General features: G+C 70.1%; 18 protein-coding genes. 2 read left to right on the top strand and 16 right to left on the bottom strand.

Going from position 1 to position 21,456, the window contains the following annotated elements:
* Positions 1–7: 7 nt before the first annotated feature.
* From FMQ63_RS07840 to FMQ63_RS07800, 9 genes are all read right to left on the bottom strand, one after another.
* Positions 8–886, bottom strand: coding sequence for a sulfite exporter TauE/SafE family protein (locus tag FMQ63_RS07840; RefSeq protein ID WP_216608916.1), 879 nt, complete (start codon positions 884–886; stop codon positions 8–10).
* Positions 886–1,497 (bottom strand): rhodanese-like domain-containing protein, encoded by a 612-nt coding sequence (locus tag FMQ63_RS07835; protein ID WP_011550325.1) that lies wholly within the window; start codon positions 1,495–1,497, stop codon positions 886–888. The genes FMQ63_RS07840 and FMQ63_RS07835 overlap by 1 nt, the downstream gene beginning before the upstream one ends.
* A 17-nt stretch (positions 1,498–1,514) precedes the next feature.
* On the bottom strand, positions 1,515–2,219 hold the full coding sequence (locus tag FMQ63_RS07830; protein WP_011550326.1) for an MBL fold metallo-hydrolase: 705 nt from the start codon (positions 2,217–2,219) through the stop codon (positions 1,515–1,517).
* Between the two features lie 241 nt (positions 2,220–2,460).
* Positions 2,461–3,747, bottom strand: coding sequence for a sigma-54-dependent Fis family transcriptional regulator (locus FMQ63_RS07825; RefSeq protein WP_020477927.1), 1,287 nt, complete (start codon positions 3,745–3,747; stop codon positions 2,461–2,463).
* A gap of 29 nt (positions 3,748–3,776) precedes the next feature.
* Complete coding sequence (locus FMQ63_RS07820) at positions 3,777–5,048, bottom strand: FAD/NAD(P)-binding oxidoreductase (protein ID WP_141276580.1); 1,272 nt, start codon at positions 5,046–5,048, stop codon at positions 3,777–3,779.
* A 151-nt stretch (positions 5,049–5,199) separates the two neighbouring features.
* The gene (locus FMQ63_RS07815) at positions 5,200–7,902 is read right to left on the bottom strand and encodes an AsmA family protein (protein ID WP_011550329.1); all 2,703 of its coding nucleotides are present in this window, start codon (positions 7,900–7,902) and stop codon (positions 5,200–5,202) included.
* 364 nt (positions 7,903–8,266) lie between these two features.
* On the bottom strand, positions 8,267–8,686 hold the full coding sequence (locus tag FMQ63_RS07810; protein WP_011550330.1) for a hypothetical protein: 420 nt from the start codon (positions 8,684–8,686) through the stop codon (positions 8,267–8,269).
* A 12-nt stretch (positions 8,687–8,698) separates the two neighbouring features.
* Positions 8,699–9,418, bottom strand: a complete 720-nt coding sequence (locus FMQ63_RS07805; RefSeq protein WP_011550331.1) for a hypothetical protein — start codon at positions 9,416–9,418, stop codon at positions 8,699–8,701.
* Between the two features lie 96 nt (positions 9,419–9,514).
* Positions 9,515–10,996 carry an ELWxxDGT repeat protein gene (locus FMQ63_RS07800; RefSeq protein WP_228556378.1) on the bottom strand — a complete coding sequence of 494 codons (1,482 nt, stop codon included), beginning with the start codon at positions 10,994–10,996 and terminating at the stop codon, positions 9,515–9,517.
* 377 nt (positions 10,997–11,373) lie between these two features.
* Here FMQ63_RS07800 and FMQ63_RS07795 point away from each other — a divergent pair, with 377 nt between their 5' ends.
* On the top strand, positions 11,374–13,068 hold the full coding sequence (locus FMQ63_RS07795; RefSeq protein ID WP_225909683.1) for a DUF885 domain-containing protein: 1,695 nt from the start codon (positions 11,374–11,376) through the stop codon (positions 13,066–13,068).
* 8 nt (positions 13,069–13,076) lie between these two features.
* Here FMQ63_RS07795 and FMQ63_RS07790 read toward each other — a convergent pair whose 3' ends face one another.
* From FMQ63_RS07790 to FMQ63_RS07770, 5 genes are all read right to left on the bottom strand, one after another.
* Positions 13,077–13,508, bottom strand: coding sequence for a fibril protein (locus FMQ63_RS07790; RefSeq protein ID WP_225909684.1), 432 nt, complete (start codon positions 13,506–13,508; stop codon positions 13,077–13,079).
* A 112-nt stretch (positions 13,509–13,620) separates the two neighbouring features.
* Positions 13,621–14,598: a hypothetical protein gene (locus FMQ63_RS07785; protein ID WP_011550334.1), complete on the bottom strand. Its 978-nt coding sequence runs from the start codon at positions 14,596–14,598 to the stop codon at positions 13,621–13,623.
* Between the two features lie 112 nt (positions 14,599–14,710).
* Complete coding sequence (locus FMQ63_RS07780; protein ID WP_011550335.1) at positions 14,711–16,843, bottom strand: M56 family metallopeptidase; 2,133 nt, start codon at positions 16,841–16,843, stop codon at positions 14,711–14,713.
* Positions 16,840–17,235, bottom strand: a complete 396-nt coding sequence (locus FMQ63_RS07775) for a BlaI/MecI/CopY family transcriptional regulator (protein ID WP_026113917.1) — start codon at positions 17,233–17,235, stop codon at positions 16,840–16,842. Before FMQ63_RS07775 ends, FMQ63_RS07780 begins: the two co-directional genes overlap by 4 nt.
* A gap of 149 nt (positions 17,236–17,384) precedes the next feature.
* Entirely contained in the window at positions 17,385–18,200 is an 816-nt protein-coding gene (locus tag FMQ63_RS07770) for a sterol desaturase family protein (RefSeq protein ID WP_020477925.1), read from the bottom strand.
* Positions 18,201–18,477: 277 nt separating this feature from the next.
* Between FMQ63_RS07770 and FMQ63_RS07765 the strand changes: the two genes are divergently transcribed.
* Positions 18,478–18,828, top strand: coding sequence for a hypothetical protein (locus tag FMQ63_RS07765; RefSeq protein WP_020477924.1), 351 nt, complete (start codon positions 18,478–18,480; stop codon positions 18,826–18,828).
* An 8-nt stretch (positions 18,829–18,836) separates the two neighbouring features.
* Here the strand turns inward: FMQ63_RS07765 and FMQ63_RS07760 are convergent, their stop codons facing one another.
* Both FMQ63_RS07760 and FMQ63_RS07755 read right to left on the bottom strand, forming a co-directional pair.
* Positions 18,837–19,940, bottom strand: coding sequence for a hypothetical protein (locus FMQ63_RS07760; RefSeq protein ID WP_011550339.1), 1,104 nt, complete (start codon positions 19,938–19,940; stop codon positions 18,837–18,839).
* A gap of 18 nt (positions 19,941–19,958) precedes the next feature.
* Positions 19,959–21,395 (bottom strand): VWA domain-containing protein, encoded by a 1,437-nt coding sequence (locus tag FMQ63_RS07755; protein WP_020477923.1) that lies wholly within the window; start codon positions 21,393–21,395, stop codon positions 19,959–19,961.
* Between the last annotated feature and the right edge of the window lie 61 nt (positions 21,396–21,456).

Genomic DNA, 21,456 nt, shown 5'->3' with positions numbered 1-21,456 from the left:
CGGTGCCTCACCGGGGCAGGGCCTGCGCGGCCTGACGCTGGCGGGCCACGCGCAGGCGCCACACCGTCACGGGAATGCCCACGGCAAGAGGCGCCACGCTCCAGAGCCACAGCCCCTCCGTCCATACGCGCTCACGCAGGGGCGCGGGAGACTGGGCGCCCAGGAGGAAGGCGGCGGTGGTCAGCACGAACACGGCGAAGCCCTTGCGCAGCATCGCGGGGGACACGCGCCCCGCGAGCCTTCCGCCCACGAGGCTGCCCGTCATCGCGGCCAGGAGGACTTCGCCGGTGAGCACCCAGGGCAGGTCCAGGTGGCCCAGGTGGCCCACCAGGCCGGCGGCGCACTGGAGCGCGATGACCACCAGGGACGTGGCGGTGGCGACTGGCATGGGCAGCCCCGCCAGTGACAGCGCGGGCACGATGAGGAAGCCGCCCCCGGCGCCCACCAGTCCCGACAACGCGCCCACCGCGATGCCTTGTGCGAGCACGCGGGCCGCGGGGAGCGGGGAGACGCTGGTGGCGGCGGGCCCGGCTTCCCGGCGGCGAAGCATGGCCACGGCGGCGGCCACCATGACGCTCCCGAACAGGAGCAGCAGCGTGTCGGGCGCGAGGTGGGGATTGAGCCGGCCACCGAGGAAGGCTCCGCCCATGCCCCCTGCGCCGAACACGAGCGCGGTGCGCCAGCGGACGCGGCCCGCGCGGGCGTGGAGGAAGGCGCTGCTGGCGCTGGTGACGCCCACCACCACCAGGGACATGGCGATGGCCGTCCGAGGCTCGACGTCGAGCACGTAGATGAGCAGCGGCACGATGAGGATGGAGCCGCCACCTCCGAGCAGGCCCAGCAGGATGCCCACGAGCACCGAGCCCGCGATGCCCGCGTACAGCATCACCGCTCGCCTTCCGCGCGCGCGACGGCGAGCAGGTCCCGGTATGTGCGCAGCAGGTGCTCGAAGGCGGCGGTGTCCCGGACATCCGTCGGCCGCGCGGCCTGGAGCGCGTCGAGCACTGCGGTGAGTGCTTCCCGAGACGGGGTCGTCAGGGGGGGCACGGTGGGCCCTTCATGGGGCGGGGGTGCCACGGCGCGGTGGAGGCCGTCGAGCAGTCCGTCGCGGACGGTGCCCAAGGTGGGCAGGGTGTGGGGGATAGGACGCACCACGGGCAGCCGCGCGGTGTTCCACGCGAGCATCCCGCCTCGCAGGTTCATCACTCGGGTGAAGCCCAGGGCGACCAGGCTCGTGGCCGCCCTCGCCGAGCGCGCCCCGGAGCGGCAGATCATCACCACGTCCGTGTCACGCGGCCAGGCGTCGACAACGTCCGGCACCGTGGCCAGGGGGACGTGCCGGATGCCCGCGACGTGGCCCAGGATACCGTCGAGCTCGGCGGCCTCACGCACGTCGACCAGCGTGAGCTCGGAGGGCAGGAACGCCGCGAGCTGTCCCACCTCCACGTCGCGGTAGCCCGCGGGATGGGGCGCGGCGTTGTCGCAGAGAGGATGCATGGGGGCTCCGCGTGACTTCAGGCCTGGAGGGAAGGTGAGGGCGGCGTGTGTCCGCAGGCCCGGTTGGCGGGGACGGCCACGTCCAGCTTCCGGGGAGGTGGGAGCTGGAGCGCGTTCATCAAGACGATGAAGTCCGCGCGCGTGCGTCCAGCCAGCCGGGGGTTGTGCTGCTTCTCCTCGCCCACCGTGGACATGGCGTGCCCGGCGTAGTCGTGGCCGGGGTAGACCGCCGTGTCGTCGGGAAGGGTGAAGAGGACGCGGGTGATGGCGTCGTAGAGTTGGCCCGGGTCGCCGTTCTGGAAGTCCGTCCTTCCGGTGCCGCGGATGAGCAGCGCGTCCCCGGTGAAGAGGCGGCGCTCACAGAGGAAGCTCAGGCTGTCGTCGGTGTGGCCGGGCGTCTCGAGGACACGGACTTCGAGGCCGCCCACGCGCACGATGTCTCCATGGTTCACCGTCCGGTCCACGCAGGGCGCGCCGCGGCTGGAGGCCACCACGGTGGCGCCTGTCCGCTCGCGGAGTACACCCGCGCCGGTGACGTGGTCGGCGTGGACGTGCGTCTCCAGCACCACGGACAACGTGAGGCCCAGCTCCCGGAGGAGCTTCAGGTCGCGCTCCGTCTGTTCCAGCACCGGGTCGATGAGCGCGGCGGCGCCCGTGGCCTCGTCGGCCAGGAGGTACGTATACGTCGAGGTGTCCGCGTCGAAGAGCTGGCGGAAGAGCATCGTTCGCCTCCGTCGGAATCGGGTGCGAGGCCGTCATTGCCAGTGACGTGCCAACAGGCGGGGTGATGGAGGTGGCGGGACTCGGGTCGAGGGGACACGGGTTGCCGGCACCGCGGGAACGGACCTTGCGGGCAAGACGGCATGCTTCAAGCGCGCAGGCGTGAAACGCACCTGAAACAGGCGTGAAACGTCGTTTGAGGGCCATGCTCGTGGTGTTTCGTGGCCGACGTCCGCCCGTCGCTCAGCGCTCCGCCGTCGCACCCAGGTCGCGCAGGCGCCGCCACAGCGTCACGCGGCTGACGCCGAGCAGGCGCGCGGCCTCGGAGCGGTTGCCGCCCGCCTGGGCGAGCGCGGCGCGGATCCGTTCCGGCTCCAGCGAGGCATCCGGAGGCGGCAGCTTCGCGGGAGCGGCCTGCCGCTGCTCGGAGAACTCCGGTGGCAGGTCCGCCTCTCGAACCACCGGGCCTTCGCCAATGACGTAGGCGTACTCCATCACGTTGCGCAGTTCGCGCACGTTGCCGGGCCAGGGGTGCTCCTCCAGCAAGCGGCGGGCGCCAGGAGAGAAGCGCTCCACGCGGCGGGCGCCTCGCTGGTGCAGTTCCTCCAGGAACCGCAGGGCCAGTGGGAGGATGTCGCCTCGTCGCTCCCGCAGCGTGGGGAGGAAGAGCGGCACCACGCGCAGGCGGTACATCAAGTCCGCGCGGAAGCGCCCCGTCTCCACTTCGCGCCGAAGCGGCCGGTGCGTGGCGGCGATGATGCGCACGTCCACGGGCACGGGCTGGCGGCCTCCCACGGGGATGACGGTGCGCGTCTCCAGCACGCGCAGCATCTTCGCCTGGAGGTCCAGGGGCATCTCCGCCACCTCGTCCAGGAACAGCGAGCCCTTGTCCGCGAGCCGGAAATGTCCTGGGCTGTCGCGCACCGCGCCCGTGAAGGCGCCGCGCACATGGCCGAACAGCTCGCTCTCCAGCAGGTTGGGCGGCAGCGCCGCGCAGTTGATGGCGCGAAACGGCCCTCGCGCCCGTGCCGACAGCGCATGCAGCGCGTGAGCGATGTGCTCCTTGCCGGTGCCCGACTCCCCGCGAACGAGCACGCTGGACTCGGTGCGGGCCACCTTCTCGACGATGCGGAAGACGCGCTGCAACTCGGGCGCCTGGGTCCACAGGCCGTGGAACAGCTCCGCGCGACCGTTCGTCTCTTCCACCGCGTCAGGCGAGACGAGCAGGGCCCACCCGGATGCCCGAGGCCCTCGCGCCAGGGGGACGGCGCGCACCCGCACGGGCTTCGAGCGCCCACCCACGCGCAAGCGGACAGAGGCCTCACACCCGTTCTTCAGGACGGCGTCCAGCGGCTCCGTGCCGTCAGCGCGCCCCAGGACCTGCGCCAGCGGTGTCCCAGCGCGCAGCGTGCCGCCCAGCAGGGCTTCGAGCGCGGGCGTGAGCGCGGTCACCTTCCGCGCGTCGTCCACGAGGAGCACGGGGCCCGCGAGGGCATCCAGAGCGGGGAGCGCGAGGTGGGAGGTGGGCATCGCCGGTGCATAGCCCGGCTCCCGGCGTCTTACGCAAGGCCCCGCATCATGAATGCCCAGTAGAGGCGTGGCAGGCCGTACTTCTTCAGCAGCCACATGTCGCGCCGCTCCTGCATGGTGTCGATGAAGGGGATGGTGGGCGCGGGCTTGCCGTCGTAGTCGAACTCGGCGAGCAGCAGGCGCCCGTAGCCGGTGGTGAGAGGGCAGGACGCGTAGCCGTCATACCGCGCGGGCAGGGGCAGGTCCTTCATGTAGGCCAGGAGGTTCTCCACCAGCACCGGCGCCTGCTTGCGGATGGCGGCGCCCGTTCGGCTGGTGGGCAGGTCCGACGCATCACCGAGCGCGAAGACGTTCGGATGGTCCGGGTGCTGGAGCGTGTACTTGTCCGCCTTCACCCAGCCGGCGTTCGGACCCTCCCGCCAGGACAGCGGGCTGCGCTTGATGAAGTCCGGCGCGCTCTGCGGCGGGGTGACGTGCATCATGTCGTAGGCCAGGGTGATGCGCTCCGTCTGCCCGTCGCGCGTGGCCTCGAAGGTGGCCTCGCGCCGCTCGCCGTCCACTGCGATGAGGTTGTGCTGGAAGCGGGGCGTGATGCCGTAGCGGTGCACCACGCCATCCAGCACGGAAGCGAAGGGCTTCACGCCGAAGATGGTCTTGGCTCCGGAGCCGAAGACGACGCTGGTGCGCTCCATCACGCCGGTGCGGCGGAAGTGGTCCGCGGCCAGGTACATGATTTTCTGCGGGGCCCCGGCGCACTTCACGGGCGTGGAGGGCTGGGTGAAGAGCGCGGTGCCACCCTGGAAGTTCTGGAGCAGGCGCCACGTCTTGGGCGCGAGCTGGACGTCGTAGTTGCTGCTGACATGCGGCGTCTTCAGCGCCTCGCGCAGGCCCGCGACCTTGTCCCAGTCGAGCTGGATGCCAGGGGCGACGACGAGGAAGTCGTAGCCCAGGCGGAGGCCACCGCGGGTGAGGACCTCCCTCGCCTCCGGGTCTATCTCCGTGGCGGCGTCGCGCACCCACTTCACGCCGTGCGGGATGAGGCGGGACTCGTTGCGCACGGTGTCCTCGACGCGCGCCTCCCCGGCGCCCACCAGCGTCCACAGGGGTTGGTAGTAGTGGTGCTGGGAAGGCTCGAGTACGGCGACGCCCTTCTGCCCGGCGCGCGCCAGCCGGGCGGCCACCGTGATTCCGGCGGTGCCACCTCCGATGATGAGCACGCGATGGTGTTCGCGTACCGGCACCACCACGGGGCTGGACGGCGTCACCGAATCCCCGCGGTCGAAGTCCTCGCTCGTCTGCATGTCGCGCGCTCCCTTGTGACGCGTGAAACGGGCAGGAAGCCCTAGCAGGGCGCATGCCACACTCGTCCCCGAGGGCAGGCCTCGGGTGACGAGGTGAACACGTTGTTTCCCGACTGTTTCAGCGTGTTTCAGGGAGCGCGGGCCGCGGGCCCTACTTCCCGAAGAGGCCGCGCAGGCGCTTCTTCGCTTCTTCCTCGGCGCGCTTCTTGGCCTCGGCCTCCAGGCGCGCCTTCTCCTCGGCGGCCTTGGCCTCCAGCTCCTTGCGCTTGGCTTCGGCTTCGGCGCGAAGCTTGTCCTCGCCGCCTTCGATGATGCTCTGGACCTGCTGGCCGCGCTCGCCGCCAATCAGGTTGCCCGCCAGCGACGAGGCCGCCAGCTTCGCGATTTGCGCCACCGCAGGCTTCACGTCCAGGCTGGTGACCTCCGGCTTCCACGCGGGGCCTGTCAGCTTCAGGCCCACGGGGATGGCGGCCGGCGGCGTCACCTTGCCCAGCGTCAGCGTCTTCACCGTGGACGGCGTCAGCGACACGGAGCCCGTCAGGTCCAGCGAGCCATCCAGCCGGATGCCGCCGTCGAAGCTCAGCTCCGCCTCCGGCCGCGCCCACGTCAGCGGCTTGGAGAGCTGGGCCACGCCGTCCTTGATTTGAACGCTGAAGGGCAGGTCACCGCCCAGCTTCGTCACTTGCTCGTTCTTCAGGCCCTTGGCCGCGATGGGCAGCGCCTTGGCGAGCGGCTCGGACACCGAGGCCACCAGGTCCTTGCCCAGCAGTTCGCCATCCAGCAGGTCGCCGTTGATGCCGCCGAGCAGCGTCTGCTTGAGCTGGTCGGGCGTGTAGCCCACACCCTTCACGTCCACGTTGCCGTTGAACTTGCCCGTCACGGCCTTCTGCGGCGTGAATTGCGTCAGCGCCTGCTCCACCGCGACGCCCTCCACCTTCACCTTCGCCTCGAAGGGGCGCTGCTCCGGCAGCGGGCCCAGGCGCATCGTGGTGCCGTCCGCGACGATGCGTCCGCCGTAGACGCCCGTGGAGAACTTCTCCACGGTGATGAGGTCGTCGGTCATCTTCACCACGCCCGTCACCTGGGTCATGTTCATCTCCATGTAGCGCAGCGTGCCCACCGCGAAGCGGATGTCGCCCCGGTAGCCGTTGAAGCGCGTCGGGTCATCCGACGGCGGCTCCTCCGGCGGCGGTCCGCCGCGCGCCTGGACTTCCTCCTCGCTCATCATCAGCGCGTCCGCGTCCAGCTTCTGGCTCTTGAGGTCCGCGGAGAACGTCGTCGTCTGCTTCTTCCCCGTACCCGCGAGCGCGAAGGACGCGCTGCCCGTCATCGTGTCCTCGAGCACGTTCGCGGTGAGCTTGGGGATGTCCACCTTCATGCCGGAGCCCTTGCCGGGCGCGTAGGTGCCCGCGGCGCTCAGGTCCATCCGCTGGCCCGGGGCCTTGTCCACCAGCAGGCCGGGCCGCAGGTCGATGCCGCCCAGGTCCGCCTTCGCGTCGAAGCGCAGGGCGCCGCCCGTGGCCGCCGCGCCGGAGACCCGCGCGGAGAGCTTCATCGCGCCGCCCGCGTCCTTGGTGAGCTGGGCCGGAACGCGCAGCCGCACGGGCGTCAGGTCCACGTTGACGTCGATGGCCTGGGCGTCCTGCGTGCCGCTGCCGCGCACGTCCAGGCCGATGGGACCGGCAATCATCCCGTTGAGCTGCTTGCGCAGCGGCGGGTAGTACTCGGCGAGCACGGCCGGGTCCAGGTTGCGGCCCGTCAGCTCGAAGCCCTCCACCGCGGGCTTGTCCGTGAGCAGGCCCTTCACGCTGCCCTTGCCGGTGAGGCTCGCGGGGCCCAGGTCCACCTTCAGCTTGTTGAGCGCCAGGTCACCGGTGTTGATGTCGCCCGCGACGTCGGTGTCCATGACGACGTCCAGCGCCTTGCCGCCCTCGGAGCCGGTGAAGCTCAGGCCCAGGGCCTTGATGATGCCCACCAGCTTCGTGGGGCCCTGGCCGCCGGGAACGGCGCCGCCCAGGTCCGCCTGCCAGTCCGCGTCCAGCGTGCCCGCACGCAGGCCGATGTCCGGCGGCAGGAAGGGGCCCAGCGGGGCGAGGTCGATTTTCTGCGCCTTCAGCGTCACGCGCTCGGGCGTGGGGACCAGCGTGGCCGGCAGCGGCGCGGCGTGGAGGGACACCTGGAGGTTCTGGGTGTCCGCGAGCACGGCGGCGGCCAGGTTCACCACCAGCGGCTTGCCCACGCGGAGGTCCTTCACCTCGATGTCCAGGTCCTTCACGCCCAGCTCGCGGGCCTGTTCTCCGGCGCCGCGGTCCACGAAGCGGATGGCGCCGTCGGTGAGGGCCGCGCGCTCCACGTGGACACCGGAGAGGTCCATGGGCTGGGACTCTTCAGCGGGAGCCTCCTCTTCCTTGGGCTGCTGTTCTTCCAGCCGCTGGAGCAGGCGCTGCACGTTGGTGGTGCCGTCGGCGAAGCGGACCAGGTTGACGGTGAGGCCGGAGACCTCGGCGTTCTTCACCTGGATGTCCTTGCCGCTGGAGGACAGGAGCGGGCCCGCGGCGACGCGGACGTCAATCAGGGCCAGTTGGGCCAGCGGCAGGTCTTCCCCTTCGGCGGGGCCGACGGTGACGTTCTCCACCTGGGCGCCAATGGTGGGGAAGAGCTTGGTGGAGATGTCCCCGATTTCGATGGGACGTCCCAGGAGCTGGGAATAGGTGGCCGCCTGGTCGCGAGCCGTCTTCAGCAGGATGGCGTCCAGTCGCCAGAGCGCCACGGCCACGATGATGACGAGGAGCGCGAAGACTCCTCCAAGGACATAGGGCCAACGGCGCTTCTTCTTCACCACGGTGTCGGACATCGCTTGAAACCTCCTCCAGCGAGCGGGCCGCAGGCGCCGGCCTGTGCGGTACCCGACGGGCAGGCAGACGCTTAGCCCAGCCCAGGCTCGTCCGCACGCGTCAGACGCGCCAGCCCGCAGCGGGACAGCAGCATGACAGTTCTGCCCAAGACGACGCTGGAGGCGGGGAGAAATGCACGGAGGCGTACAATTCGAAGGACGGACGGCCGCTCTGGGAGCACGAAAAAAGGGGACACCAGCCGGCTCCTGGTGCCCCCTGCCACTCGACAGTTCTCCGATGTGGGCACCCGGCGCCAGGAAGGGAAGGGGGCCAACGCCGTCCCGGTTGCCCCTGGGGCCGGCTGCGCCGAGGGCGGGCAGGCGTTTAGTGTTGCACGGCGAGGATGCGCCAACCTCGCGTGTCGACGGCATAGAGCGCGCCCATGTCGTTGGGGACCGCCTGGGCGCCGCAGGCCTGGGGCGACAGGACGATGCCGACCAGGACGACGCCCTCCTGGTAGGGGGCCGCGTAGACGTCGTACGACTCGCGCCGGTACAGGCACTCCCTGCCGGGGTGAGACGGGGTCGGCGCCTTCTTGTCCCAGGGATAGAAGTCCTCCATGGCGAGCTGGATGGCTCGCGCCATGTCTCCTGGAATGCTGCGCAGCCCTTCTTCGGGAATGCCCGTGGGGGGAAATTCGAAACGAGCAGCTTCTTCCGGTGGCGCGTGGACAGGGCGTGGCGGGCGCTGGAAGAGCGCGCATGCGGGAAGTGCCAGGACGAGGAACGGCAGCCACCGGGTCATGAAGTCTCCTGCTCAGTCCAGCCCGCCAACGGGGGTCACGATGCCTGCGGCCTTGTTGCTCGGCTTGATGATTCCAATGAGGACCCAGCGTTTCCCTCGCCGGGAGTAGACCTCGCCGGGCGCATCGGGCCTGTCCAGGTAGGGGATGATCTTCTGGATCTGGCAGGCCGAATCAAACTGGATCTTCAAGAAGTAGAGCTGGTTGGCCGCCATCTTGTCCTGTTGGGACAGCGGCGAGGGGAACCAGGGGTGGCTGTGGAAGTCTGCGAGAATCGGTGTGACCCGGGCCTCTGGGTCGACGACGCGGCGGACCGGGAAGCAGGACTTCTGCTTCGTCTCACCGCGCAACTGAGGCTCTCCCAGCGGTGAGGGATGCGTGGTGCGGTAGATGCCATCCCCCCGCGAGTAGATGACGCCGCAGTACTCCTGTCCGAAGTCCCTGGCGGTGGCCCTGTCCAGACGCATGATGGCCGGACAGAGCTGGTCGATGACCTCGTCCGGGTCGCTCGAAGCCTGGACTTCGGGCCACGGACCCCTGGCCCAGACATAGCCAGAGTCGATGCTCATGAACCCGTAGGACTCGGTCTCCTGAGAGTGCCGCAGATTGCTGGAGCAGCTCAGTGCCAGCGCCAGCACTGCCCCACCGGCAATCCTGCCCGTTTCCCGGTCCCATCGCCGCCAGCCGGAGGTGCGCTCCGTCCAGGCGGACCGGTGCGGACAGTTCATGCTCATGCCCGGCGCACGTAGTGGGCCGCCGGGGGCAATGTCCAGTGCCGTGGCTTTCTCGGAGCGGGCCTGGATTTGAAGAAGGGACCTGGCGCCTGCCGCTCAGAGCCCGTCGTTGCCGCTCATGTCACACATGCCCGCCGGCCGGATGCGCAGCGCGCGCAGTTCGCGGCCGTAGTCGGTGCTGTCGCTGGCGACGAAGTAGAGGTCCCACCCCGAGCGAACGAAGTTGCTCGGGTCCGAGTGCATGGACCCCGGCGCGATGCCCTGCACCTCGAACACCCCCGGCTCGCGGGTGTCGCTCACCCACGCCTCCCGGCCTCCGGCCTCCGTGTGGGCGCTGAAGAAGAGGTACTCCTCCACGGCCGTCAGCTCCGCGGGCTCCGAGCCCAGAGCGCCCACGGCGATGTCGGCGTGCAGCCGCGTCCCCGCGCTCGTCCCGTCGCTGCTCCACAGCTCGCGGCCGTGCACCCCGTCATCCGCGACGAAGAAGAGCCGGTCCTTCACCACCGTGAGGTTCGTCGGCTGCGACGGCACCCTGCCTGGGTAGATGTCCTTCACCCGCATCGTGCCGGATGTCGTTCCGTCGCTGCGCCACAGCTCGAAGTCCACCCCCCCGGCTCCAGTCGCCGCGCTCAGGAAGAGCTTGTTCTTGTAAGCGACCATCCCCAGGGGGGCGCCGATGAACGTGTATACGTAACGCGCCCAGCTCGACGTGCCGTTGGTGACGTAGAGCCGCGTCTGCGGCGCATCGAAGTTCCAGGTGAAGAACAGCTTGTCCCCCACCGGCGTCAGGTCGCCCAGCATGTTTTCTTCCGACCCATCCACCAGCCGCACGAAGCTGGCGCCATCGGTCCGGTACAGTTGCACCCGGCTCGACTGGCGGTCGGTCGGTGAGAAGATGTTCACCTTGATGTAGAGGGCGTTCGTCCCCGCCACCAGCTCGAAGTGGCTGGAGACCAGGTTTCCCTCCGTGCTGAAGTCACGCAAGAGGAAGGTTCCCTCCTCCGTGCCGTCGCTGCGCCACAGCTCGCGGCCATGCACACCATCATTCGCCGTGAAGTACAGCACGCCGTCGTAGAAGGTCAGGTGCTCCGGGTCCGAGCCCAGCCCTCCCGGCGAGATGTCCTTCACCAGCTCCGTGCCTTCGGTGCTGCCATCCGTCTTCCAGAGTTCGCGGCCATGCACTCCATCATTCGCCGCGAAGTACGTCGTCGTCCCGCACTGGAGGAAGGGGCCCGCGTCCGAGCCCGGGCCTCCTGAGTACACGTCCAGTAGCGGATGCGTACCCGGAGCCACGCCCGAACTCAGCCAGGGCTCACGGCCCCCCACGCCATCCGTGGCGGAGAAGAGGAGGACCTCGTTGCCGTGGGTGAGGTCCTGCGGATGGGAGTGCCCCGCGCCCGGGATGATGTCCCGCACGAGCCGGGCCGTCGTGTCGCACAGGTCCCAGCCGGAGGCCGCACCCAGGCGCGCGGTGTCTTCACGGCTGGCGGCGGCTTCCACCTCCCCGTGCTCCAGGCGAACCGGGTAGGGTGCTTCGATGCCGCATCCGAGGGTGGCGATGCCTGAAACGGCGGACAACAGCAAAGGAAGGCTTTGTGCGCGAAGACGCATACTCACTCCTTGTTGCGGTGGCTGGCTGCGGTGGGGTGCCGCGGTCGCGCAATCTGGCCGGGATGTGACGAAACCCAAGCCGTCCGCGAGTCGGTCCAGGGCTGTCATTGCGTGACAGTCGCCCTCCGCGGGCGCCTCGGCGTACGAGACCGGGGACCTTCAGCCGACAACCCGGGCGAGCGCTGTTCGACGAAGAAGCATCCAGAGTGCGCTTCCCGCTTTTCGAACCGCCGTCCCATTACGAGACTCGACGCGCCATGCGCATTCGCTCCGCATTCGTCCTGTTGGCCTGTGTCTCCGCTTGCGCTTCGCGCTCGGGGGCTGGGCCGGAGTCTTCCACGGCCATGCCCACCGCTTCAGTCTCCGCCGCGGATGCCGACTATGTCGTCCTCGCGCGCGAGTACCTGGATTGGTATGCGGCGGCGCATCCCACCCGGGCCACGCGGCTCGGCTATCACATGCATGACGCCCACCTGCCGGACGTCTCTTCGGGCGCGCTGAAGCGCAAGGCGGAGGCGCTGCGCGGTTGGCTGACGCGCCTGGAGCAGGTGGTGGCGCGCGGTGGCCTGTCGGGAGACGCTGCCGTGGACGTGCGCGTGCTGGAGAACGCGATGCGCGCCGACCTGCTGGAGCTGGAGGAGGTGCGCCCCTGGGAGCGCGACCCGGGCTTCTACGTGGGCATCATCTCCAGCGGATTGGACGGCCTGTCGTCACGCGAGTTCGCCCCCGTGGCCGAGCGCATGCGCGCCATGCGCTCCCGGATGGCGCGCATCCCTGGCGTGCTCGACGCGGCGCAGTTCAACCTGAGCGGCGTGCCAAAGCTGTGGGCGGAGTACGCGCTGCGCGACGCGCGCGGCACCGCGGCGTACCTGCGCACGGACCTGCCCCGGGCCCTGGCGGCGCAGGGGTATGCCCAGGTGCCGTTGAGCGAGCGCGCCGCCTTCTCCGCCGCGCGTGAGGAGGCCGCGCGGCAGATGGAGGCCTTCGCGGTGTGGCTGGAGCGTGAGCTGCTGCCCAAGGCGGACGGCGACTTCCGCCTGGGCCGCGAGCGCTTCGAGAAGAAGCTGGCGCTGGAGGAGCACGTCACGCTGGACGCGGACGCGCTGCGCGACATCAACGAGCGCGCCATTCGCGACTACAAGGCCTGGGTGGCGCGCGAGGCCGCCCGGTTGGACGCCACCAAGACGCCCGAGCAGGTGATGGCGGAGCTGGTGAAGGACCACCCGAAGGCGGAGGAGCTGGTGGCGTCGGCGCGGGCGCAGTTGGTGGAGCTGCAGCGCTTCGTGCGCGAGCGGAACATCCTCACGCTACCGTCGGACCGGCTGCCCGTGGTGCGGGAGACGCCGCCCTATGCGCGGCTGGGCTTCGCGTCCATGGACACCCCCGGCCCCTTCGAGACGAAGGCCACCGAGGCCTTCTACAACATCACCAACGTGGAGCCCGGCTGGACGCCCGAGCAGAAGGCCCAGCACCTGACGTACTTCAACCGCGCGGGCCTGCTGGGCATCACCGTCCACGAGGCCATGCCCGGCCACTTCGTGCAGTTGCTCTACGGCGCGCGGATTCCCACGGACGTGCGTAAGGTCTTCACCCCCGCGTCACTGGTGGAGGGCTGGGCGCACTACTCCGAGCAGATGATGGTGGATGAGGGCCTGGGCAATGGTGACCCGGCCGTGCGGCTGGGACAGCTCCGCCGCGCGCTCCAGCGGCACGCGCGCTGGTATGCGGCGCTGGCGCTGCATGTGTACGGAGAGCCCGTGGAGGCGGTAGCGAAGCGGTACGCGGAGATTGCGTACTTCGAGCCCTTCCCCGCACTGCGCGAGGTGGAGCGCGGCACGCTCGACCCCACGTACCTGTATTACGCCGTGGGGCGCATGCAGATTTTCAAGCTGCGCGACGACTACCGCCGCCACCTGGAGTCGCGCGGGAAGACGCTGGTGCTGAAGGACTTTCACGACCGGCTCCTCCAAATCGGGCTGCCGGTGTCGCTCGCGCGGGAGGTGTTCCTGCCGGGCGACACGGCGCCGTCGCTGGAGTGAGCCGCGGACTACAGCTCGATGACCCGGGGCGTCTCCTCCTGCTCCACCTGCGAGCGGGAGGCGAGCCCCTGGAGGTTGAAGCCGTTGGGCGCGTGCACGGCGCCCGCGGTGTTCGGGTCCAGGTAGAGGCTCACCGGAGCGGCGAGCCCGTCGTACGTCACCTCGAAGACCTCCAGCTCGGTGGGCGCGCCGGTGCCGCAGCAGGGGCCCACGCGGCGCCAGGCGATGCGCTGGCCCTGGGGGCCTCGCAGCAGCTCCAGGAAGGCCATCATCCCCCGGTCACCCCAGCCGACGCGGACCGGGTCCTGGGGGTGGAAGCCGTACTCCACCCCCTCGACTCGCGGCGCCGTGGCGCGGGGCTCAGGCGCCGCGGACTTGTTGGTTGATGCACACGCAGCCAGGAAGAGCATCCCGGCACAAGCGGTTCGAAGCAGCGACATTCCGACCCTCCCCACCACCACCGTCCCGCGGGGAAGATGTGGCCGGGTGGCGCTCCGTGCATCCCGGTAGCGGGGCCGGCCGTTCACCGGCGGACGTTGACCGCGCCCGGCGTCACTTCTTCTTCGGCGCCGTCCCCGACATGTCGCGAATGAAGATGCGGTCGATGCCGTGGATGCGCAGGGTCACCAGCTCGTCCGGAGTGACGTTGGGGTAGCCCGCCTCGCGCATCTGCTTCACGAAGTCGGGCGTGACGCCGTGGATGCGGAAGGCCAGAATCTGGTCCTGGGTGAGGTCCTTGAAGCCCAGCTCGCGCATCTGCTTCACGAAGTCGGGCGTGACGCGGTGGATGCGGAAGGCGATGACGTCATCCGCGTCCGTGCCCTGGAAGCCCAGCTCGCGCATCTGCTTCACGAAGTCGGGCGTGACGCCGTGGATGCTCATGGCCGTCAGTTGATTCCAGGGCAGCTTCGCGAAGCCGACGCCGGAGAACTCCTTCACGCGCTGGGGCGTGACGCGGTGGATGCGGCTCTCGACCAGTTCCTTGAACGACAGCCCGGGGTAGCCCGCGTCGGACAGGCCGCGCACGTACTCGGGTGTCACGTCGAAGATGCCCGCCTGGATGAGTTCCTCCGTGCTGAGCTGCTTGTAGCCCAGCGCGGCCAGCCCCTGGATGCGGGCGGTCGTGACGTTGGTCGCCGCCAACTGGAACTGCACCTCGGGCGTGATGTCCGAGTAGCCCAGCGTGGCCAGCTTCTTGAGGAAGTCGCTGCTGGCATCGAAGCGGAAGTGGCCCGCTCCCTGGCTGTCCTGGAACTGGCCTTCGAAGTGGAAGGTACCGGCCTCGCGCGGCAGGGTGAAGGTGGTGGCGCCGCCCGTGGTGGACAGTCCCTGGAAGGACGCCAGGGGTTCCGTGAAGCCCATGTTGCGGTGCGGGCCCTGGCGGAGCTGGAGGTTCAGGGTAGATGGGTCGCTGCTCTTGGGCGAGGCCGACCAGGTGCCGCGAGGCTCGAAGGTGGAAGAGGCCGCGACGGCGGAGGTGGCCATCAACAACAGGGCCACGAGGGACAGGCGTGACGACGTGAGACGCATGGTGGGCTCCTTCGGGTAGACCCCTCCCGTGCGGCGCGCGTCGGATGGGACGTGCGCCGAGCGGGGTGGGGCAATCGAGACGTGTTGGGTGATGGGGCGCGGGACGGACGGCTTACTTCGAGCCGGTGCCGCGCATCTTCCGGATGAAGTCCGCGTCCACGCCGCCGGTGCGCAGCCGCACCAGTTCGTCGACGGAGAGGTCCTTCAGGCCTGCGTCGTGGAGCTCACCCAGGAAGTGGGCGTCCACGCCCGTGGCGCGCAGCCGCTGGAGCACCTTCGTATCCATCGTCTGCACGCCCGCCTTGCGGATGCTGGCGAGCCAGCCCGGGTCCACGCCCACGGCGCGAAGCTGCATCAGCTCCCGGGCCTTCAGCTTCGACAGGCCGTGCTTGTTCATCTCCCGGATGTACTCGGGGCTCACGCCCACGGCGCGCAGGTGGGCGAGCTCCTCCAGCGACATGCCGGCGTACCCAGCATCCTTGATGCCACGGACGAAGTCCTCGTCCACGCCCACGGCGCGCGCGTGGGACAGGGCCTTCGGGTCATCGACGTTGAAGCCCGCGGACTTGAGGGACTGGACATACTCGGGCGTGACGCCCAGGTTCCGCAGGCGCGTCAGTTCCTTCGCTTCCAGCTTCCGGCCGAAGCGCGTGTTCATGTCCTGGATGTAGTCGGGGGTGATGCCGGCGTGGCTCATCCTCACGAGGTTGGAGACGGTCGGCGTGTAGCCCATGGCCGTCAGTTGCTGCACGCGCTCCGGGGTGATGCCCGCGTTCTTGAGCGCGATGAGCTGCGCCACGGAGAGCTGCTGCCCCGCGCCGACCCGCGTCTGCTGGTCCGACTCACGCTGGGCGCGCGAACCCAGGCTCCGCGCCGGAGGCGCAGGTGGCGGGGTGGGGCCCGGGGCTGACTGGACCGCCACGGCCGCGACACTGGCCGGAGGAGCGGGAGGCGCCGGGGGCGCTGGCGGTGGCACGGGTGTGGGCGCGGGCGGCACCGGCGGGGCGAGCGAGAGCGCCGGGATGGGCGGAGGCTGGATGAGGACGGGCTCGTCGCCTGGCTGCGGCGCGGCGTCCGTCTGCCCCAGCAGGAGCGACGTCAGCGGCGCGGCCACGGCCAGGCTGCTGACCAGGGTGAGCACGGAGGCGCCCGCCGCCCAGCGTGAGGCGCAGCGCGACGTGGGCAGGGTGATGAGCCGCCGGACGCGCTCCGGCAACGAGCCGCCCAGCGCGGACATGGCGGGGCTTGGCGCTCCCGGCAGCACGCGGAGCGTCTCGAGCGCCGTCAGCGCCCGGGCGTAGGAGACGGAGTTGCCGCTGGCGGCCACCGCGACGTCGTCGCAGCAGTGCTCCCGTTCGACGCGGATGACGTGGGAAATCCAGCGGACCGCCGGGTGGAAGAAGAGCAGCGTCTCCACCAGCACCTGCGCCAGGTTCACCGCGAAGTCATGACGGCGGATGTGGGCCAGCTCATGGGCCAGCACCATCTCCAACTGCCGGGCAGGAAGGCCCGCAAGGGTGGACACGGGCAGGAGCACCACGGGCGACAGCCAGCCCACCGCGGCGGGCACGTCCACGTCGGAGGACTGGAGCAGCCGCACCGCGCGGCGCAGGCCCAGGCGTCGCGACAGGGCGTCCAGCCGCTCCTGCCACGCCGCGGGCGCGGGCAGGGCCCGGTCCGCCAGCCGGCGCAGCTTCATCCACTCCGCCGCCATCCGCCCCGAGCACAGGCCCACGCCCGCCACCCACGCCAGCACCAGCCAGTGCAGGTGTGCTTCCACCTGGGACAGCGCGCGTTGCAGTAGCAGGCCGGCCATGACCAGGAAAGAGCCGAGGCCCGTCAGCAGCGTGCTCTCGAAGCCGTTCGCGGCGCCGTCCTCGGCCATGTCCGCGTCAATCCATGCGGGCGACGCCGCGACGGGCGCCACTCTCCAGGCGGGCCGCGCCGCCTGCGTCACCGTCTCCTCCAGGCCCCGCGTTCCCAGCGCAGAGGTCAGGGACTGCGCGCGCGGCACGGAGGTGTCCATCGCCACTCGCGCGGGCGCGCCGTGGAAGTGCTTCCACCCGGAGGCCACCGGCAACGCGAGCGCCAGCACCAGCGCCCCACAGGCCAGCGCGTAACGCGCATGCGCCGCGCGCCGCCCCACCGTGATGAGTGCCACCGCCAGCGTCAGCGCCACCAGCGTGCCCTGCCAGAGCGAGTGCAGCAGCGCCCACCCCAGGGACTCCATCAGCAGCCGACTCATTCCTCGCCTCCTTCCAGGGTGTCGAGCAGCCGGCGCAGCTCCGCCAGTTCCTCGGGACGCGTCTTCTTCGACGACAAGGCCTGCATCGCCAGCCGCGCCGGAGAGCCACCGAAGGCGCGGTCCACCAGGTCCGTCACCAACTGCCGCTGGGTGCGCTGCTCCGTGGCCCGGGGCCGGTACACGTGCGCGCGCTGGGACTCGTCACGCTCCACCAACCCCTTCTCCGTCATGATTTGCATCAGCTTTAGCACCGTCGTGTACCCGGTGCCCTCGGGCTCGTCGCGGGTGAGGGCTTCGTGCACCTCGCGCACCGTGCTGTCGCCACGCGCCCAGAGGACCCGCAGGATGGCCAGCTCTCCATCCGTGGGACGCGGCAGCTTCGTCTCACTCATGATGCTTCCTTCCGTGACTCGATTGCCTGGATCCATATTACGAACGGATTCGTAGATGTCAACGAAGCTCTTCGTAGATGCGGTCCGTCAAAAGCCCCCTGCCTCTGGGTGAGGGAGGGGGCTTGGGGATTCAGGCGGGTGCCTGGCCGTCAGCTTTCCTGTCGCGTCGCGGGCTCCGGCGGCGTCTTGGCGTCGGCCTGGTTCTCCCAGAATCGGCGCGGGTGGCCGTCACCGCGGGTGCCGCCGGAGAGCCGGTCCACCCAGGGATACCGCTGGGCCTCCTCGGCCGTGTAGCCCAGGTTGAAGACGGTGGGGCTCTTGGGCTTGTCACCCGACTTCTCGTAGAAGGTCCCGAAGAGGCGGTCCCAGAAGTAGTTGGTGATGCCGTAGTTGCCCTGCTCGTTGTGGAAGTGGTGCGACAGGTGCAGCCGCTTGATGTCCTTCAGGAACTGGGACTTGGGCGTGTAGTTCAGGTGCTGGATGCAGTGGCAGAACTCATAAAAGCACGTAATCACCATGGCCCAGCCCAGCGCGGCGGCGGCGCCCGCCTTGCCGCCAATGAGATAGCCAATGGGGGCAATCACGCCGCCCACGGTGGGGAGCACGTTGGCCAGCGCGCCGAAGAGCACGCGCAGGTCGTGCGGGTCCTGGTGGTGGTCGAAGTGGATGCGCTTCCACGTCGCCGCGGTGAGCGGTGATTTGTAGAGGAAGCGGCTGTGCAGGATGTGCTTGTGCACCAGGTACCAGCCGAAGGGGAACGCCACGCTCGCGGCGAGCATCGCCAGCAGCATGCGCAGTGGGTTCTCGAACCACTTCACGGCAAAGACCAGGCTGATGATGCCCACGGTGATGTAGGCCACCACCGCGTAGTAGGTGAAGAACGAGTAGATGAGGTCGCCCAGCGTCATCCGGTCCAGGTTGTGCTTGCGGTTCTTCAGGAACGAAAAGGGTGCGCTGACTGCCACGGTATCCTCGCAGGGCGCCGCTGCCTCCCATGGAGGCAGACGAAGCAGGAGTGTGTGCGCGCCGTACCCGCCGGCCACGGGGCTTACGGCGGTGCTGTCAGTACCAAGGGCCCTTGAAATTGCCGCATCTTGAAGGGCGTCCCATAGCGTTTTCCTGGAGCAGGTGAGAAGCAACCCTGCTGAATGAACAGGCGGTGTGTTGCCTGCCTGCCCAGAAGCCGGCCCAGGCACGGGCTTCCTTCGCGTCCGATAGCAGCCCACTTTCCTGGAGGCCAGGATGACTTTCCGGGAGGCGCGGATGGCGGAGCACGAAGGACAGCAGACACCCAGGACCAAGGTCCGCAGGCGCAGGACACCGACTCCCAAGGCAGTGCGCACTGGTGAACGGAATGCCGGGCCGGACTGGGGCAGCATCGCTCTGCGCCGCACGGCGTCAGAGTACCGGGCCACGGCGGAGGAGCAGGCGGCGCGCGTGCGTGAGGAAATCGAGGCGGCGCTGGTCCAGGCCCGCAGCACCCGCGAGGCCATTGAACAGCGCATCGCGGATCAACTGCACGCGCCGCCGGTGCGCCACCCGCCCCCACCGCGGCGCAAGCGCGCTACTCGGGCGTCCCGGAAGAAGAAGTAGCGCGTCGCTCAGGGGGCGACGCGCGTGGGGTTCGGCGCGGCCACGGAGGCGACGTCGTCGGGCCCCCCGCTGGAGGAGGGCTCTCCCAGTTGCTTCAGCTTGCGCGCCAGGTCAGCGGCCTGCGCGCCCTTGGCACCCAGCTCGTTGCCCTGCACTCCGATGAAGGAGACCCGGGCGCGCTCCAGCAGCGCCACCTGCGCGTGGAGCTGGGCCAGCAGCCGCTCCTTGCGGCGGGCCAGCACGTCCAGGTGGTTGAGCTCTTCACCCAGAGAGGACGCGGCCAGCTCCAACTGCCGGCGGGCCACCGCGTCCTGCGTGGCGGCGGCGCGCTCTCGCAGCTCGCGCACCTGGGCGTCCACGTCGTTGGCCACCACGGAGCCGAGCTGCGCCTCCAGCCCGAAGTGGACCTCCGCCAGTGAGAAGCTGTCGCCCGTCATCTTCTCCAGCACGCCCAGCAGCTCCGTGCGCCCGGTGCTGGGCGGCATCTTCGTCACCACGTCCTTGCACTGGCGGTAGAGGGCCAGGGCCCGCGTGGCCAGGGTGTGCGAGTCGCCCTTGAGCGCGTCCTGTAACTGGCGGCCCCTCGCCTCCACCGCGTCCAGCTCCACGCGGAGGTTGGCCGGCAGCGTGCCGATGCTCCAGAAGAGGCCCACGACGAGGAAGCCCACCAGCGCCGACAGCAGGCCGTCGCTCCCCAGGAAGCGCGCCTCCAGCACCTGTTGGACGTAGAGGCCCAGTGGGACGAGCAGGCCCGCGGCGGCGGCGCTGGTGGCCACCGCGGCGGGTTGTCCCGGCTGCTCCCGTCCATGGCCCAGCCAGGCCACCATCGCCGCGGCGAGCGCGCCCGCGAGGCTCACGGGCAACGGCTCCGGGGCCCGGAAGAAGTAGGGCAGGGCGGGCAGCACCGTCAGCGCCAGGCGCAGCGCCAGGGGGTGGACCCCGGTGGGCTTCACGCACGCCTGCGCCGCGGCCACGATGGCGAGGTACTCCGGTGTCAGGTGCAGGTCCGGAACGGCCCCCGCGACCAGGCCCATGCAGGCGGCACCTCCCAGCGCGCGAAGCGTGCGGGTCTCGAACTCCTCGCGGTGGAAGTACTGCACGGAGAGGGCCATGGGTTCACCGTCCTGCTGCTAGTACGTATTGTTCTGGCCGAAGTTCTTGATGGACTTCTTGAGGAGGTTGCGCGACTCGGCCTGCGCCTCCTCCGCGCTGGACGCGCCCGCCAAGGCTGCCTGGGAGCGGCGGACGTCCGCAAGCTCCCCGGACAGCGCGTCCGCGGAGGTGCCGAAAATGGTCCGGGCGTTGTCCAGCAGGCTACTGGCCTTCGCCTTGTTGCCCCGCTTCATCTCCTCCGCGGCGGCCACCATGTGCTGGGTACCCATCGCCCGGACCGCATGGACGCGCACCTCCTTGTCCAGGTACTCGCGCACGCGGTCCAGGTCGCTCGTCACCTCCGCGGTGAGCTGCAGCGCCGTCTCCGTCGGCAAGTCCCGCGCCACGTCGACGTAGTGCACCCGGGCGTTCAGCAGCGCGAGCGCGCCGGCCGTCCGCGAGGTGTTCAGCGTCAGCTTCGCCATGACGCGCACCGTCTGGGCGCTGGCCATGTCGTACAGCGGCACCTTCAGCACGTTGCCCTCGCGGAAGGACGCCATGCCCATGACCTCCACGTCCTGCACCTCGGGCGGGACGTCCAGCCGCAGCTCCACCATTCGCGCCACGGTGCTGGTCGCCTGGTCCAGCTCGCGGGAGAAGACCTCCGCCAGCCGCGCCGAGTCGTCGATGAAGCCGGAGAAGCCGCCCCCCTGCTCGGCCATGCCGCGCATCAGCGTCTCCTGGTAGTCCCGGCCCACGCCCAGCGCGCTGACGGTGATGCCGTCGCGGCGCAACTGGCGGACCTGGTCCAGCAGGCCCGGCTCGGACACGATGCCCGTGGTGGGCTGTCCGTCGCTCAGCAGGATGGCGCGGCTGACGCGGTACTCGCGCATGTGGGGCCGCAGGGCGTTGGCCGCGGCGTCGAGCGCGCCGCTGATGTTGGTGCTGCCGTCATCCTGCAGTCCGGAGATGAGGGTCAGCAGCTCCTCGCGCGCCTCCTCCGTCATCCGCCGGCTGGGCTGCACCCGCACGTCGGTGCCGTAGTCGATGAAGGCCAGCCGGTCCTCGGGCTTCAGGCGCTGCACCAGCTCCGTGGCGGCGCGCCGGGCGTCGGCCAGCTTCTGGCCGTTCATGGAGCCGGAGCGGTCCAGCACCAGCGCCAGGCTGACGGGCACCCGCTGGCCGGTCTCCGCCGGACGCGCCTTCAGCTCCATCCACGCGAAGGCCTCGCTGGGCCCCGTCTGCACGTACGCGCCGGACAGCTTGCCCGCCATGTTCAGGGCGCCGTCCTCCGGCTTGGACGTCACCAGCGTCAGGGTCCGCGTGGCGGGCGGGTCCTCCGGGCGCCGCACCGTGTGGCTGGTGTCCGTGACGGCGGGAGGGGGTGGTCCGGGCGGCGTGGGCGGCGTGCCCAGCAGGAGCGCGCCCACGGCGAGCACTCCCGTCGCGGCGACCAGCAGCAGTGAGCGGTTCATTCAGGGCCTCGAGGTTGGAGGGATGCGGCACACTCGCCTGGAGTCACCCGAGGCCGCATCG

Origin of the sequence: Myxococcus sp. CA005 (assembly GCF_006518205.1) — a bacterium.
Classification (GTDB): domain Bacteria; phylum Myxococcota; class Myxococcia; order Myxococcales; family Myxococcaceae; genus Myxococcus; species Myxococcus xanthus.
This window is presented reverse-complemented; position numbering and strand designations above follow the sequence as displayed.